This is a genomic window from Paenibacillus sp. FW101-FHT12H11 (assembly GCF_058790355.1).
Genome location: NZ_JBYTCO010000011.1, coordinates 269,358 through 284,166 on the forward strand (window position 1 = coordinate 269,358; position 14,809 = coordinate 284,166).

Annotated in this window: 15 protein-coding genes; 7 read left to right on the plus strand and 8 right to left on the minus strand. The window is 49.9% G+C overall.

Annotated features, from left to right (window positions below; all coding sequences use genetic code 11):
- Positions 1-40: 40 nt before the first annotated feature.
- On the minus strand, positions 41-502 hold the full coding sequence (locus AC3WTJ_RS31230; protein ID WP_492525010.1) for a hypothetical protein: 462 nt from the start codon (positions 500-502) through the stop codon (positions 41-43).
- Positions 503-1,018: 516 nt separating this feature from the next.
- On the opposite strand from AC3WTJ_RS31230, the gene AC3WTJ_RS31235 reads away from it, so the two are divergent.
- The 5 genes from AC3WTJ_RS31235 (at position 1,019) to AC3WTJ_RS31255 (ending at position 5,419) form a co-directional block, all read left to right on the plus strand.
- Entirely contained in the window at positions 1,019-1,297 is a 279-nt protein-coding gene (locus AC3WTJ_RS31235) for a hypothetical protein (RefSeq protein WP_127457079.1), read from the plus strand.
- Between the two features lie 227 nt (positions 1,298-1,524).
- A complete protein-coding gene (locus tag AC3WTJ_RS31240) occupies positions 1,525-2,322 on the plus strand; it encodes an AraC family transcriptional regulator (RefSeq protein WP_492525011.1) in 798 nt (265 codons plus the stop codon).
- Positions 2,323-2,431: 109 nt separating this feature from the next.
- Positions 2,432-3,409 carry an ABC transporter substrate-binding protein gene (locus tag AC3WTJ_RS31245; protein ID WP_407870240.1) on the plus strand — a complete coding sequence of 326 codons (978 nt, stop codon included), beginning with the start codon at positions 2,432-2,434 and terminating at the stop codon, positions 3,407-3,409.
- A gap of 4 nt (positions 3,410-3,413) precedes the next feature.
- Positions 3,414-4,427, plus strand: coding sequence for a FecCD family ABC transporter permease (locus AC3WTJ_RS31250; RefSeq protein WP_492525012.1), 1,014 nt, complete (start codon positions 3,414-3,416; stop codon positions 4,425-4,427).
- A gap of 50 nt (positions 4,428-4,477) precedes the next feature.
- Positions 4,478-5,419 (plus strand): FecCD family ABC transporter permease, encoded by a 942-nt coding sequence (locus AC3WTJ_RS31255; RefSeq protein ID WP_492525060.1) that lies wholly within the window; start codon positions 4,478-4,480, stop codon positions 5,417-5,419.
- A 59-nt stretch (positions 5,420-5,478) separates the two neighbouring features.
- On the opposite strand, the gene AC3WTJ_RS31260 is transcribed toward AC3WTJ_RS31255, so the two are convergent.
- From AC3WTJ_RS31260 to AC3WTJ_RS31270, 3 genes are all read right to left on the minus strand, one after another.
- Positions 5,479-5,919 carry a DUF6526 family protein gene (locus tag AC3WTJ_RS31260; RefSeq protein ID WP_492525013.1) on the minus strand — a complete coding sequence of 147 codons (441 nt, stop codon included), beginning with the start codon at positions 5,917-5,919 and terminating at the stop codon, positions 5,479-5,481.
- A complete protein-coding gene (locus tag AC3WTJ_RS31265) occupies positions 5,916-6,143 on the minus strand; it encodes a DNA-binding protein (protein ID WP_127457084.1) in 228 nt (75 codons plus the stop codon). Before AC3WTJ_RS31265 ends, AC3WTJ_RS31260 begins: the two co-directional genes overlap by 4 nt.
- Before the next feature lie 84 nt (positions 6,144-6,227).
- Positions 6,228-6,992 (minus strand): GTP pyrophosphokinase, encoded by a 765-nt coding sequence (locus AC3WTJ_RS31270; RefSeq protein WP_492525014.1) that lies wholly within the window; start codon positions 6,990-6,992, stop codon positions 6,228-6,230.
- Between the two features lie 228 nt (positions 6,993-7,220).
- Between AC3WTJ_RS31270 and AC3WTJ_RS31275 the strand changes: the two genes are divergently transcribed.
- Positions 7,221-8,024 carry a hypothetical protein gene (locus tag AC3WTJ_RS31275; protein ID WP_492525015.1) on the plus strand — a complete coding sequence of 268 codons (804 nt, stop codon included), beginning with the start codon at positions 7,221-7,223 and terminating at the stop codon, positions 8,022-8,024.
- Between the two features lie 40 nt (positions 8,025-8,064).
- Here the strand turns inward: AC3WTJ_RS31275 and AC3WTJ_RS31280 are convergent, their stop codons facing one another.
- The gene (locus tag AC3WTJ_RS31280) at positions 8,065-9,354 is read right to left on the minus strand and encodes an NCS2 family permease (RefSeq protein ID WP_407870235.1); all 1,290 of its coding nucleotides are present in this window, start codon (positions 9,352-9,354) and stop codon (positions 8,065-8,067) included.
- Positions 9,355-9,557: 203 nt separating this feature from the next.
- On the opposite strand from AC3WTJ_RS31280, the gene AC3WTJ_RS31285 reads away from it, so the two are divergent.
- Entirely contained in the window at positions 9,558-10,367 is an 810-nt protein-coding gene (locus AC3WTJ_RS31285; protein WP_492525016.1) for an MBL fold metallo-hydrolase, read from the plus strand.
- Between the two features lie 92 nt (positions 10,368-10,459).
- On the opposite strand, the gene AC3WTJ_RS31290 is transcribed toward AC3WTJ_RS31285, so the two are convergent.
- The 3 genes from AC3WTJ_RS31290 to AC3WTJ_RS31300 are packed head-to-tail and all read right to left on the minus strand — an operon-like array spanning position 10,460 to position 14,788.
- Positions 10,460-12,622, minus strand: a complete 2,163-nt coding sequence (locus AC3WTJ_RS31290) for a CocE/NonD family hydrolase (protein WP_492525017.1) — start codon at positions 12,620-12,622, stop codon at positions 10,460-10,462.
- Positions 12,623-12,634: 12 nt separating this feature from the next.
- On the minus strand, positions 12,635-13,801 hold the full coding sequence (locus AC3WTJ_RS31295; protein ID WP_492525018.1) for a dipeptidase: 1,167 nt from the start codon (positions 13,799-13,801) through the stop codon (positions 12,635-12,637).
- A gap of 12 nt (positions 13,802-13,813) precedes the next feature.
- Entirely contained in the window at positions 13,814-14,788 is a 975-nt protein-coding gene (locus AC3WTJ_RS31300) for an ornithine cyclodeaminase family protein (RefSeq protein ID WP_492525019.1), read from the minus strand.
- Positions 14,789-14,809 lie beyond the last annotated feature (21 nt).

Consider the following 14,809-nt stretch of genomic DNA (forward strand, 5'->3'; position numbering starts at 1 on the left):
GCATCATTTTATTTGTTGAATCATAATTCACAAAGATGGTCTACTTCCCTGATGTTAACGTTAATTCCTGAAGCACCTGAACAGCCAATTGATCTACTTCACGGTCCAGCTTCTCGTTCGAAGCAAGCACATACTTGTCAAATTGCGCCGGCCCTTCGGTCTTCGTCAACTCTTCCGCTATGCTTTCAATTTGATTTGCGTAGTCTTGGGTAGCTTCCTCTACGCGGTTCCTCGCTTGTTGGCTCTGAGCGTCCTGAGCCTGCTTCAGTTTGGCGGCATTGCTTGAGCGGATCTCATCCGCCCCTGCTTGCATGGCTTGTCTGCTTTCGTTCAAAGCACGCATAGCTCTGCTGTCCACTTCGCTCTTGCCCGTCTGGAAACTCGCCTTATACCAGTTTTGCAGCGGCAAACTTGCATCGGAGTAGGCATAGGCCGTACTCATGATGAGGAAAGTCGAGAGGCTCAATGAACCGATCATCACTTTTCGTTTTAAACGGATCATCGCGCTGCCCTGCCTCCTTCGTGTTCTGCACTTGCTTACAAATTTATTGTAGCTCAGCATACACTTTGCGCCTTCCCACACAAGAGTAATTTATTTCTGCTACATTGGTGGGGGGGCGATGGTATACTTTCGTACCAGATCGAAGAGAAACTCCATTTACAACCGGTCGGCGCGTTAATCGGTCTGAGTATCTCTCTGAAAACGCGAAGCTCCCGCTATACTTCATCACCGTCGGCTACCACTTGGTGGCCTATATCATCGGCGGCATCATTATAGGTGCTTGGGAAGGGTAGAAAAAACGATAAAGAGCTATCCCCTCGTGATCTTGCTTGCAAGATTGGGGGATAGCTCTTTTTTTCTTTTTCCGTGATTCAATCACACCAAACTGGTGTAATAAGGTAAGTCCCCAAGCCATATCGCGAACCCCTGCATATACTGGAGCAGGACCCTTTTGGGAACACAACCTCCAGCTGAATCCAACAGCTGGACTATAACCTGTCTACGGTGGTATCTAAGATGGAAAAACAACTTATAGCCGCAAAATATGACCTGCTCCACGTTCTTGGGCTAGCTTCCGAGGAAGACATCTACAACGCCCAATATAATGGGCTGTCACTGGCCGATATCGCTGAAGCGAATAAGGTCGATGTGCAAAAAGTAATTGATCTTCAGCTCGCTGAGCTCATCGAACAGCTCAACGAGCGCCTGTCCAGCGGCAGTATCACACCTGAGCAGTACTATGCTCAGCAAGCTGAACTGCCCGAAATTATTATTAGAAGCGTCTATGCCTTATAATCACGCGAGAGCCGTCTCGAAAGTAGAGATTTCTACTTTTGAGACGGCTTTTTTCATGTTTGCTGGTTCGCCAAGTAGCCACCACTCTGTAACGGACTCAGGAGACGTTATTTCGACAAGTTCGCCTGGAACTCGCCCCCATCTGCAAATTTTCTCCACTTGTTGCAAGCCCCTTTCTGTGTCACTATCAAAGAAAGCATTCTCTAGGATTGGAAAGGATTCCGAATATGAATTTTCAACAGCTTATCCCCCTCGTCCCGCTCATTGAGCAGATCGAAACCTGCAGCACCTCCCTTACACTCGGATGTCCAGCTGGCATGTATCAGCTTATTATTGTTCGTCGCGGTCATATAACGCTGCATCAAAATAACCAGGAACCATCGGTTTGTTCGCAAGCTTATGCTTGCCATCCCGAGCATGGTCCCTACACCATACAAGTTCCCAAAACCAAAACCGCCGAATACATCGTTATCACCTACAGGATGATACCTGACGGGTACACATGGTCCTTGCATGGCCCGCTCACAACCTTGAGCGAAATCAAAATCCACTATATGTTGGATGAGCTGCTCCGGACAACGGAGGACATCCATCCACTGTCGGCAGAGGAAATAGCCGCTCAAGCGATTCGCAAGCGCATGATGCTGGAGCGTATTCTTTTCATTTATCTATATGAATCTCATTTAACACAGGACAAGAAGTCGTCCAGCGAATCCATTGAAGAGATCCTTTCCTATATGAACGAGCATTATATGTTGGAGCTTTCGCTTCCGATGCTGGCTAGACGGGCAGGCATGAGTGTCGGCTATTTTACCGTTCTTTTTAAAAAACAAACCGGGATGACGATGATGAATTACTTGTATACCCTGCGTATTGAGAAAGCGAAGCAAATGTTTCTTCACACCGATCTACTGGCCAAAGAAGTGGCAGGACGCGTCGGATTCATCGACTATTTCCATTTCAGCAAAGTATTCAAAAAGAAGACCGGCACCTCCCCGTCGGAATTCGTCGCCAATCAAAATTAATCTAATTATCAGACATGCTAATTATGCAAATCAGACATGTCCTTACGCGGAAATTGAGCGTATTATTTCAAACGAGAATAATAATCATTGTCATGGGGGAGTCAACAAAATGAAACACTTTTTTACTCGTTTTAGCCTGCTCGCATTGATCACCGTGTTTGCACTGAGCCTAGCGGCTTGCGGCAAATCGACGAATACCGAAACCGCAGCAGCAACAACAACGCCTGCCGCAGCTAGCCAGAAACCAGCCGCTCAAGCGGACGGTAAAATCACTGTACAGGATGCTACAGGAACACTTGAACTGCCTAAGAAACCGGAACGCATCGTAGCTATGGAATTCGGATTCACGGACATCCTCGTCACACTAGGCGTGCAGCCCGTTGGTGTTGCAGATGATGACAGCCCGGATCTATTGATGGATTCTGTTAAAGCTCAACTCAAAACCTACAAGTCCGTAGGGTCCCGTTACGAGCCAAACATTGAACTGATTTCCTCACTGAAACCAGATTTGATCATTGCTGACATTAACAAACATAAGAATGCCATTGCTCAACTTAAAGGTATTGCGCCTGTTCTCGTATTGGATGATTTCCAAGCCGATTACAATCAAATGCTGAAAAACGTAGGCATCATCGCCAAAGCTGTCGGTAAAGAAGAGGAAGGCAAGAAACGTCTGGCTGAACACCAAGCTAAAGTTGATGAGGTGAAAAAGAAACTGACGGCAACAAACCTTCGCGTACTTCCAGCGGTTGTGAATCCCAAAGGATTCTTCGCACATTCGGATCACGCTTACAGCGGTTCCTTCCTAGCGATGCTTGGTTACACGGATCCAGTTAAAAATGCGGCTGCCTACCCGCAAATTACACTTGAACAGCTCGTTGAGGCGAATCCGCAAGTGCTGTTCCTGATGCCAACGGAGAAAGAAACAATTGTTAAACAATGGGAAACAAATCCGCTATGGCAAAAAATTGATGCTGTAGCTAACAAGAAAGTATTTACTGTAGAGCGTCGTGACTGGTCTCTATCGCGCGGATTCCTCGGATCCGAGAAAATTCTTGATGATATCGTGAAGAATTTGGGGCAATAGTCCAATGATGCCTATAACTGAGAAGCAGAGCCAGAAATGGCCTCTGCTCTTCCTATTTTCTGCCGCTGTTCTTGTGATGCTGATCGGCGTGATTTGCAATTTGAAATGGGGCCAGGCCTATGTCTCCTGGCGCACTTTGTACGAAGCGGTGACTTACCAGGGCAGCGACAAAGCCCATCTGTACATCCAAACGCTTCGCCTGCCACGCGCCATCATGGCCTGCATCGTTGGGATGCAGCTAGCTTTGGCGGGTATGTTGACTCAAATTACAACCAAAAACCCTCTAGCATCCCCGCACATATTCGGGATTAATGCCGGGGCGGCATTAGCCGTTGTGATCGGGCTTGTTATCTTGCCCCATTTTGGAAACTTTGGGCTCATCGGCTTTGCCTTTGTCGGGGCCGCCCTGAGCGCGCTGCTAATCTGGTCGTTAGCGGGCGCAGGACGACAGCAATATGTGCGCCTGGCGCTAGCCGGCATCACGATCCACTTCCTTATGTCTTCCTTGACGGAAGGCTTCATCATTATGAATCAGCATGCCACGGATAGCATGATTTTCTGGCTTGTCGGCTCCCTGAATCAAGCAGGGTGGTCGGACGTGCGAATCATTTTCCCCTTCTTCATAGGGGGGATGGCGTTGTTCAGCCTTATGCTGCCAGCGTTCAAGCTGCTGCTGCTTGATGATGACATTGCGGCGGGCTTAGGCCAGCGCGTCAACATCGTGCGCGGCATCAGTATCGTGCTTGTGCTTCTGCTCGCCGGATCCGCCGTTGCCTTATGCGGCCCGATCGGCTTCATTTGTTTGCTTGTTCCACACATCGCCCGCGCGATGATTGGGCCGAACCTGCATATTCTAGGCCCGATGACGGCTCTACTCGGAGGAATCCTACTTGTCTACGCCGACTTTCTCAGCAGATTCATTGCTTTTCCCTTCGAATCGCCGGTCGGTATCGTGACTGCGGTGATCGGTGCACCATATTTCATTTATTTGGCCCGTAAGCAAGGAGGTGCGAAGTGAGAAAATACACAAACACCTCTTCCATTTCACTGATTGTGGCTCTGATTATCATGTTTGTATTAACGGCCCTGTATGTCCATGTAGGCGCTGTGCGCATTCCTTTTGGCGACGTGTGGTCCGGGTTAACGGATGCACAAAGCCAGTCTTACTTCATCGTGCATCAAGTCCGCTTGCCCCGCGTGTTAGTTGCGATTTTAGCGGGCTTCGGGTTAGCTGCCGGCGGCGTCATTCTGCAAGGCTTAGTGCGAAATCCGCTGGCCAGCCCTGACGTCGTAGGGATTACGAAAGGGGCCGGTTTTATGGCGGCAGCGGTGCTCTTTCTATTCCCCAAATCGCCAAGCTATGTCTTGCCGATTGCGGCCTTTGCCGGCGCCTTCATAGCCTTCCTGCTTCTGCTGCTGCTCAGCCGCCGGTTAACGCTCAGCCCCTCCACATTAGCCTTGGTGGGCGTAGCGATCGGTACTGTGTTCCAAGCCGGCACACAGTACTTGATTGTCAGGCACCCCAGCGATATCAACATGGCGCTGCTCTGGCTCTCCGGCAGCTTGTGGAGCCGCAGCTGGCACGATGTCTACACCCTGCTGCCGTGGATCGCAGTGCTCCTGCCCATCGTATGGGCGAACTTTGCGAAGCTGAATGTATTTCTGCTTGGCGATGACATCACCGCCTCGCTGGGCCTCAACATCGTGAAGCAGCGTTTCCTGCTGCTACTTCTTGCCGTTGCTTTGGCCGGCATCTCCGTGTCGGCGGTGGGCGCGATCGGCTTCATCGGCCTGATCGCCCCGCACATCGCGCGCAGCCTCGTCGGCAGCCGGCATCAGTGGCTGATCCCGCTGGCGGCTGTCATCGGCGCGGATTTGATGCTGCTCGGCGACCTTCTTGGCCGCATCATCATCCTCCCGCGGGAAGTGCCTGTAGGGATCATGACGGCCGTGATCGGCGCTCCGTATTTTATTTACCTGCTGCGCAAGGAACGTCTGCGCAACAAATAAAGGGGCTTTCCCAGAGGTCAGATATGACCCTTCTGGGAAGCCCCTTTCAATTTTAAAGCCTAAATGCGATAATCGTCGTTTCTCCAACTCTTGATGGATTTCTTAATCGTATCCGATGACCATTGCCCGTCAGCCGCCTTCTGGCATAGAGCAGGAAACTCTTCGTCGGAGGCAAAGCGCAGCGCAGCGATCTGACCCACTGTTAATCTCGTATCCAGCAGCTTTTGAGTTAATACGTAGTGCCTGAGATTCTCTTCTGCACGAATCGCACGATCCTGTGCTTTCAACGGATAAGTACGAATCAGCAGAAATACAATGATCACAATGATAGAAATGAGTAGAAAAAGAAAGGAAGGCAGCAACTGATCCCCTGATTGCAGGGATCTAATTAACTCTACGATCGACGCAACCAGTAGAATTAACGCTAACAAAGAGAACACATAATGAAACAATGGATGCATTCTGCGGTGATTGGCATACGTTTGTTCGCCGTTTTTCATGATTTCCCCACAATCTCATCAATCTCGCTTTTCAAAAGCAAGTAGCGATGTACACTTCTCATAATTGGCACCTTGGTTAAATTGTTTTTGTCTACATACTGCTTCATCTGATCCTTGGTCAGACCTAGCGATTTCCCAGCTTCCATCACCGTCAATACAACTTCATTACTTGTCGCGTTGAACGTTGTTTTCACTTTTTGATTCCAATCCTCAAATACCTGCATGTCCGAAGCAACACCCTTCTGTTCCAATCCTTTCATTATAGCACAGAAGTACGCAGACAAAGCATCCATTTGTAGGATGCAATCTTACTTACCGTCATCATCACTCAAAAGCTCCAGTAATGCCTGCGGCAGCGCAAACTGCTGATTGTTAATGACGATCTTATTGAGCGTGTCATTGGCCAAAATGTCGGACGTCTGCTCTTCTTTGATCTCTTCGATTTCCGCATGCAGACGTTCCATTTGCAGATCTAGCGCAGATGCTGCCATAGCCGCTTGTTTAAGCTCTTCCAACAATCGCGCAGGCACAGCTTGATTGCCTTCATTAAACTTATAAAATATTTTATGCTCCAGGCTGGCCCAAAAGTCCATTGCGATGGTGCGAATTTGAATTTCAATACACACGCTTTCTTGCCGATCCGTCAAATGCACCGGCACTTCAACCAGCAAATGAAGACTTTGGTAGCCATTCGGTTTCGGATGCTTGATGTAATCTTTCTCCCCCAACACCTTCAGGTCGCTTTGGTTTTTGAGCATATTGGAAATGGCATAGATGTCCGAGACGAATGAGCATGTAATCCGCATGCCGGCAATATCCTTCACACATGCTTTGATCCCGTCAAAAGACATGTCCCCTCCCTTCCTGCTGAGCTTATGAAAAATACTCTCGGGCGATTTCAAGCGGGATTTGGTATGCTCGATAGGATTATATTCATGCAGCATCTCGAATTCCTGCACTAAGATTTCTACGCGGGTTTCCATGGCGTCCAAAGCGAATTTGTACGTCATCATAAACCTTGTAATTTCGTGCTTAAATCGTTTCAAATCATTCATAGAAAGTTGAGTCATCATGGCAGTTCCATCCTTTAGTCGTGGTTATTTTACCAGTCTTATCTAGTGTAAAGTACGAAAGGTCCGTGAGCAAATTTTGGTGTTCGTATTGACACTTTGCGCGGTCGCTTGATATAGTACATTTATCATATTTCGAGTGAAAACTTACGATGGGAAGCACCCGTAGGATAAGGCTTAGGCCTTTTCTTGCTGGTGCTTTTTTTGTCTTTCCTCGAAAATTAAGGAGGCTTGTATCTGAACCTATTCACTTTGCTTCTCGCCGCTTTTGTTCTAGTCTCAGCCCTTCCGGGGGAGGCGTCTGCAGCAGCTCCGTTCAATTTCACGGCCGGACTCTTGGATAAAACGCTAACCGCTTCCACTCAAGTTCAAACCAATCGTATTCACGCTTTGCAAGATGAGCTGCTCACCCTTCAGAAACAAGAACAAGAATGGGATCATTCAATTACACTCCAGCACAACCAAAATAAAGAGGCATTGACAGCGCGAAGCAAGCAGGCTAAAGCAATCGATGCTGCTCAACTAGCCAAGCTGGAAGAGGATGTTTTGCGAACAAGGGAGCGCTACAAACCATTATTATCCCGTTACACCGCAATTAATAAACAAATCGAAGATGTGCGGCCGCTCAAAAACAAAAGCTTGAACACCATGCTCCGCCTTCAGGCCACGGCTTTGAAAATTCCCGCCCAACTAGCGCGCGCAGACATTCAATCGAAGGAGAAAGCCCACCGGGCTGCCAAAGATAAAGCCTCCAAAGCAACGAAAGGCATACGTGAACGGCTCGATGACATCAATCCGACTAACGTGCAGATAAAAGCCAAATTGAGCGCTGCCCAATCCTCTCGCAAAAGCCTGTCACCGCTATGGAGCGCTTTTAAAAAAAGCGCCAAGAAAGGGGATGCGATCGGGGTCCAAAGTACCCTAAGCTCCATGGTTTCCCTCTTGCGTCAAATCAATGACGAGAAACAGCGAATCTATAAGCTGGAGACCTCCGTCCGCGATAAGCTAGCCACTATAAAAAAAGACACCGGTTAAGGTGCCTCTGTTACATTTATTTAATAGGTAAATTTTTTGCTCAATGACTGAAAAACACAATCTGAATAAAAAACAGCACCGCAAATAGATAAAAAATCGGATGCACATCGCTTCGTTTTCCGCGGAGCAGCTTTAATACCGGATATACGATAAATCCGATGCCGATTCCTGTTGCAATACTATACGTCAAGGGCATTAACACCACGATAAGAAAAGCCGGAAAGGCTTCCTCCAAGTCCTGCCACTCTATTTTGCGCAGCACATTCATCATAAGGAAACCCACGATAATTAACGCAGGCGCAGTAATCGCCGGAATGCTGGCAAGCACGGCAATGATTGGCGAGAAGAACAAGGTTAAAGCCAGCAAGACGCACACCGTGATGGCCGTCAGTCCGGTTCTACCGCCTACAGCAACGCCGGAACTGGACTCAATATACGCGGAGGTGGGACTCGTTCCAAGCAAGGCCCCTGTCGAGGTCCCTATCGCATCGGCCAGCAGCGCGCCTCTTGAGCGCGGAAATTTATTGTCCTTGAGAAGCCCCGCTTGCTCGGCGACCCCAAGCATCGTACCCGTTGTATCAAATAATGTAATCAGTAAAAATGTAAAAATGACAGCGTACATCCCGCCCGAAAAAACACCACTGATGTCTAGCTGAAAAGCCGTCGCAGACAGCCCCGTTGGCGCTGCAACAAATGTCTCCGGCATAGTCAACAGTCCCATAATCCAAGCCAATACAGCGGTAATCAACATGCCGAAGAACAAAAAGCCGCGCACCTGATAGGCCATCAGGATCAGCGAGACGATAAGGCCAATGATCGTCAATGCGGTCATGGGTTCTCTAAGATCTCCTAATGTTAGCAGCGTTGAGGGAGAAGCTACGATGACCTTGGCATTTTGCAGGCCGATAAATGTGATAAACAAGCCGATCCCCGCAGTGATGGCATGCTTCAAGCTTGTAGGAATCGCGTCCAGCAGCATATATCGGAAAGAAGTCAACGATAACACGATGAACAAGACTCCGGCGACAAAAACAGCACCAAGCGCAGTCTGCCAACTGACACCGCTTCCTCCTACGACGCTAAAAGCAAAATACGCATTCAACCCCATTCCCGGCGCAAGCACAATCGGGTAATTCGCAAAAAGCCCCATAATCAGCGTCGCCACAATGCTTGCCAACACCGTCGCAATGAACACCCCGTGGAAATCCATCCCCGCCTTGCTTAGAATCCCCGGGTTCACAATCACAATATAAACCATCGTCAAAAACGTCGTGACCCCTGCCATGAGTTCCGTCGGCACCGTCGTGCCCCGTTCTTTCAATTTAAACATTGTTGATGACCTCCAACCAACGGGATTTGTTTTTTTATTCTTCCCTTTGTTTGGAACCTTAGTAATCATTTTTCTCCATTGACAGCGCTGCCAAGCGGGGATACAATTGGCAATAAACAACAAGAATCCAACAACTTTCACACAATAAACAACACTAAGTTATCATGAAACAACAGTGTCTACGCGCTAAGGAGGCTTCATCCATGAAGGTTCATTTTCTGGGAACAGCGGCATATGAGGGCGTCCCCTCGCTCTTCTGCCAATGTCTCACCTGCAAACAAGCCCGCGAACGCGGAGGAAAAAATATTCGTTCCCGCACTTCCGTCATGTTTGACCATGACTTGAAAGTCGACTTTCCTCCCGATACCTTGATGCACTCGCTGCAGTACGGAATCGATATGAACAGCGTAAAGGACCTGCTCATCACCCATTCACACTCAGACCATCTATATGCTGAGGATATGGCCATTCGCGCGAAAGGCTACGCCCAATCAGGCGAAGAAACCATACATGTTTACGGACATGACCTTCCATTCCGCCTCATCTTTCAAGCACTGAATGGACTGAAGCACAATTATCAATTCCACCGTGTGATTCCGTTCCAGCCTGTAGAGACGCAAACGGCGACCATCGTTCCGCTGCTGGCGGATCATGATCCTCTCGAAACCTGCTTGCTCTATTCCATCGAGAAGAATGGGAAAACCATCTTGTATGGCAACGACAGCGGGTGGTTCCCGGATGAAACGTGGGCTTGGCTGAAGAATAAGCAGTTCGACTTGGTTATCCTGGAATGCACAACAGGCCGAGTGGGGCACAGAAACAACCATATGAACGTGGATGCCGTACTCGAAACGAAAACATGGATGGATGAAGTCGGCGTATTGAAGCCGGGTGCACAAATCTACGTGACACACTTCTCTCATAATGCGGGGCTGCTGCATGAGGATTTGGTTGGCATTTTTCAGCCTCATGGGATTGAGGTTGCTTATGACGGTTTGATTGTGGAGCTCTAGCTGTAATTCGGTTTTACGCGGATTATCGTTCTCTTGCATAAATGAAAAGACACCTCTTCAGGTGTCTTCTCTTCCCCGCTATTCTCTCCCGATTACAAAATAATCGGAAGCTTCACATGACTCGGATATTCCTCCGAGTGGAAAATCGTTTGCTGCACGATCACTGGCTTCGGATCCTCATACGGGTTGATGCCGGTATTCGTGTTAGGAAACGCGATAAACTTGCTCGATGATGTCACCGTGAACCGCAATTGGTGGCCTTCGCGGAACGTGTGGGCGATATTTTGCATGAATATCGCGTATTTCTCCACCTTACCAGGCGTAAGCAGCTTTGGATTATCCAATCCACCACGGTACTTCGCCCGTACGATGTAATTGGAAAGCTTAATCGAGTTACCCTGCGCATCGACATCGCTCAAAGTAACGACCCAGTCTGTATCAACACCGGTGCTTGCCGCATATAGTTCACAAGATAACTCGCCCGCTACGGTTAAATCCCGCTCCAGCACAGCGCTCGAATATACGAGAATATCGCTGCGCAGCTCATGCTTCCGCATGTTCTCCGGCTCTCTTTCACCACTGTCAGCAACAGGATCCTCGGGGTTATACACAAATGTATCCGCAGGACTTTGCTGAGAAGGGGCCTCCACCAGCACGCCGTCTCCATGACTGGAGTTGGCCCGCCCTTTACTCCCCAGATAAAAGTTCTTGATTTGCGCCTCCGCAGGCGTCCAGTCCTCGGACGTTCGCCACTCGTTGCTTCCAACAACGTAATACTTCGCCCTTGGCTCTTGATCAATGCCATTGGGCAGCTCCTTCAGGAACCTGTCGAACCAGCGCAGCACGTTTACGTCATAATCGTAAACAACCGCATCGTTGCTGAAGCTGGTGCCGAGCAGATCTCTTGCTCGGTTAGGGCCGTGTTCCCACGGTCCGAGCCATATTTTCCGGTTGGGGACATCATGCTTGGTCAGCATCCTCCATGTCTCCGATACGCCTGCGCTGTCTCCGTCGTACCAACCGGAGATGACGAACATCGGCACCTTAACCTGATCGCCACGCTCCGTAAAGGTACAATTTCTCCAGAATTCATCATATTCCGGGTGCTCACTCCACAGATCCCAAGGTCCAGAAGCTCTGCCAATCATCTGCTGGGGAACCTCCGTGATCGGTCTGGCGTCTACGGCTTTCTCCGGATCAACGGTTTTACCCGCAAAAATATCAAAATCCGTCCTTGTTCCAACGGACTGCGCAAGCGTCCAGCAGAGCAACGGCCAAGAGCATACGGTTCCGCCTTTACGTACCGTATCCACAAATGGCGAGCCTACGTTCACTTCATTAACGACCGCCTTCAAATTCGGATGGCCGCTCGTAGATGCTGCGGTCACAACATATCCGAGATAGGAGGCGCCCCACATGCCGACGCTGCCGTTTGACCATTCTTGCGACACGATCCAGTCGATCGTATCCGCACTGTCATCCCGCTCATAAAAGAACGGAATCAGTTCTCCCTCGGAATCTGCGCGCCCTCTAACATCCTGATTGACGACGGCGTACCCCTTATTCGCCCAACGCTTGAAAAACTCTTTACGCAAGTTGCGATCATAGCAGGTGCGAATGAGTATCGTCGGCAGCCCCTGCGGGGATTGAGCACCCTCAGGCAGGTACACGTCCGTTGCCAGACGTACGCCGTCCCGCATCAGAACGAGGAAGGTGCCCAGATCGTTCACGCCGAACTCCGGCTTCGAAAGAAACGGATCTTCGTACACCACAAGCGGGGTCAACGCTTCGTACCCTTCCGCCACGAGCACTTCCATGCCGTATCGGTTCGGCGCCACGAATGCGATGATGCGTCCATCTACGGTCACGATGTCGAGCGCCGTATCCTTCCGCATCGCCCAAACTTGAGATGTCACCTCTTGCCCTGATTGCTCTGTTCCTACCGCTTGTCCCGCTCGTCCCGCCACGCCAGCCACAGCCGTATAGCTCACATGCCGTGTATAAAGGTCGCCATTGCCAAGCGTAACCTCGTCTCCCTGCCAAATGGCTTGCTCATAATGCGCCAAGGACATCATTATTTTGGCAAGAGGCAATATGTATGGCGTCTTCTCCGGAAGGACATTTTCCTGCATTTGTGTTCTCCTGCGAGAATCCACTTTGGCGTGCATAATCGCTTTTTCGGCAAAACGGATTTTCCCCTCATACACACCTGCACAATACAAATTAAACGTTGTTGACTGAAAATATGTGCTCATCCCCGTTAACTCCTATCCCCAGACTTGTTCAAAAACACGCAGCCAATTGCCGCCCATAATCTTCTGAACGTCTTCATCGCTATACCCTCTTGCAACCAAGCCACGGGTAAAATTGATAAAGTAACTGTACTTTTCCAGTCCCTTCACCGTTTCGGTAGACGGCCCGTCCCCTTTGGCAAAGCCAATTCTCGGTGCAATATGCTCTTTAAAATACACCAAAGACCACTCCACATCGCTCATCGGCCAATCCGTACCAATGCCAACATGGTCAACGCCGACCAGCCGAACCACATAATCGATATGATCCAGCACATGTTCGATTGTCGTTTCATTCGGGTCCTGATAAACGAACCACGGCATCGCAAATACACCGATGACGCCGCCGGTTCCAGCAATCGCCTGGAGCTCTTCATCGCTTTTACAGCGCATATGGCCAAAGAGAGCCTCTACGCCAGTATGAGAAGCGATCACCGGCGCCGTCGAAAGCCGGCATGCGTCCAGCGTCGTTTGCTTGCCGCAATGGCTGGTGTCGACGATGATGCCCAGCTCATTCATTCTGCGAATGAAGCGTGCACCGAAATTGCTGACACCGCCATTGGCCTGCTCCGCGCAGCCGGAAGCAATGTAGTTCTGATTGTTATACGTGAGCTGCAAAACACGCAAACCGAAATGATAGAGCGCGTCAAGCAAAGCGAGATTTTTGCCCAAGCCATCTGTTTCCTGCGCGGTTACGATGCCCGCTTTTTTATTGCTGCTTTTGGCGGCGCGAATATCTTCCGCCTTAAGGACTTTGACCAACCAATCATTCGCGTCGAATTGGCGCTGTATTTCGCCCATGCTGGTCACAAGACCCTCTATATCGGATATGTCCAATTGGCGATTACCCGCGGTAATACCTGAACGATACCATTCCTCCTTGAATGCCGGAAGTTCCCCGCGTGCCGCCATATCGTGAATGATTTTGCTCGGCATGCCGCTGTACACCATCGGTTCATCCCGGTAAGGCTCGCAGGCTTCACGGATATTTTCGGAGATCTGCTCAGGAATTGCCTGGGGCGACAATGGACCTTGAAACAACAGATCAATAAGGATGCTGTTTTCATGAAGCCGGCTCGCACGGTCCTCCTGCTCTGGCGTTAAGTGAAAAGGATACAAGCCTTCCGTGAGATTGATATTCATCGACATTCGCTCCTAAAATGCAATTTGTATGCCTTTATTCTTACGAACCGCTTCTTGCACAATATAATGAGCAGCTGCCAGATCCTCACAGGCTAGCCCCAATGATTTAAAAAGTGTAATCGCTGCGCTCGAACTCCTACCCGGCTTAAGCCCGATCAATAGTTCTCCGATTTCTCCTAAAATATGATCTTCCCCGATCGCCCCTTCGCTCAGGGGAATCAAGTAATCCCCCGCTTCGTTCACGGCGGACTCCCGGCGATCGACGAACAACTCCGCTTGACGCACGAGTTCGGTATCCAGCTCTCGGTCCTTCGCCCGGCAGGCACCGACAGCATTGATGTGAGCGCCTTCCTTGATCCACGCTCCCTGCAGAATAGGCGTCGTCGACGCCGTCACCGTGCAAATAATATCCGCGTCCCGTACGGCATCCGCCGCAATGGATAGGGCCTCGACCGAAAGGTTGTACCGCTCTTCCGTCTCTTCCTTCAACTTCCGGGCATGGGCCTGGTTCGGCCCCCATACCGTAATTCTCTCGATCGGGCGAACCAGCATCATCGCCTCGATGTGGGTTCTGGCTTGCTCGCCTGTCCCGATCATCGCCAGCGTGCTGGCGTCCGGTCTCGCCAGCAGCCGAGTCGCCACCGCACTGACGGCCGCTGTGCGGATCGCGGTGATTTTGGTACCATCAACAATGGCTTCCAATTGACCGTTGGTTGAATTGAACAAAGAAACAAACCCTTGATGCGAAGGCATCCCTTTCGCATGATTATCCGGCAGCACGGTAATCACTTTGGCACCCACTCGCTCTTCCCGCTTCAAGTAAGCCGGCATGAGTCCCATAACATGACTCCCCTGCAGTGGAACAACGCTTCTTAGCGATTGAACGGCATCTCCATTCGTCAAATCTGCCAAAACAGCCTGCATGATTTCCATGCAAGCTGACATGGACAGCAATTCCAGAACCTCGCGTTGATTGATGACTAGCATATCTGATTGATCACCCGCTTC

Excerpts from the sequence above, each read along its gene's own strand:
- AC3WTJ_RS31230 (WP_492525010.1), bottom strand. The coding sequence starts at position 502 with ATGATCCGTTTAAAACGAAAAGTGATGATCGGTTCATTGAGCCTCTCG.
- AC3WTJ_RS31235 (WP_127457079.1), top strand. The coding sequence starts at position 1,019 with ATGGAAAAACAACTTATAGCCGCAAAATATGACCTGCTCCACGTTCTT.
- AC3WTJ_RS31240 (WP_492525011.1), top strand. The coding sequence starts at position 1,525 with ATGAATTTTCAACAGCTTATCCCCCTCGTCCCGCTCATTGAGCAGATC.
- AC3WTJ_RS31245 (WP_407870240.1), top strand. The coding sequence starts at position 2,432 with ATGAAACACTTTTTTACTCGTTTTAGCCTGCTCGCATTGATCACCGTG.
- AC3WTJ_RS31250 (WP_492525012.1), top strand. The coding sequence starts at position 3,414 with ATGATGCCTATAACTGAGAAGCAGAGCCAGAAATGGCCTCTGCTCTTC.
- AC3WTJ_RS31255 (WP_492525060.1), top strand. The coding sequence starts at position 4,478 with ATGTTTGTATTAACGGCCCTGTATGTCCATGTAGGCGCTGTGCGCATT.
- AC3WTJ_RS31260 (WP_492525013.1), bottom strand. The coding sequence starts at position 5,919 with ATGAAAAACGGCGAACAAACGTATGCCAATCACCGCAGAATGCATCCA.
- AC3WTJ_RS31265 (WP_127457084.1), bottom strand. The coding sequence starts at position 6,143 with ATGCAGGTATTTGAGGATTGGAATCAAAAAGTGAAAACAACGTTCAAC.
- AC3WTJ_RS31270 (WP_492525014.1), bottom strand. The coding sequence starts at position 6,992 with ATGATGACTCAACTTTCTATGAATGATTTGAAACGATTTAAGCACGAA.
- AC3WTJ_RS31280 (WP_407870235.1), bottom strand. The coding sequence starts at position 9,354 with ATGTTTAAATTGAAAGAACGGGGCACGACGGTGCCGACGGAACTCATG.
- AC3WTJ_RS31285 (WP_492525016.1), top strand. The coding sequence starts at position 9,558 with ATGAAGGTTCATTTTCTGGGAACAGCGGCATATGAGGGCGTCCCCTCG.
- AC3WTJ_RS31290 (WP_492525017.1), bottom strand. The coding sequence starts at position 12,622 with ATGAGCACATATTTTCAGTCAACAACGTTTAATTTGTATTGTGCAGGT.
- AC3WTJ_RS31295 (WP_492525018.1), bottom strand. The coding sequence starts at position 13,801 with ATGAATATCAATCTCACGGAAGGCTTGTATCCTTTTCACTTAACGCCA.
- AC3WTJ_RS31300 (WP_492525019.1), bottom strand. The coding sequence starts at position 14,788 with ATGCTAGTCATCAATCAACGCGAGGTTCTGGAATTGCTGTCCATGTCA.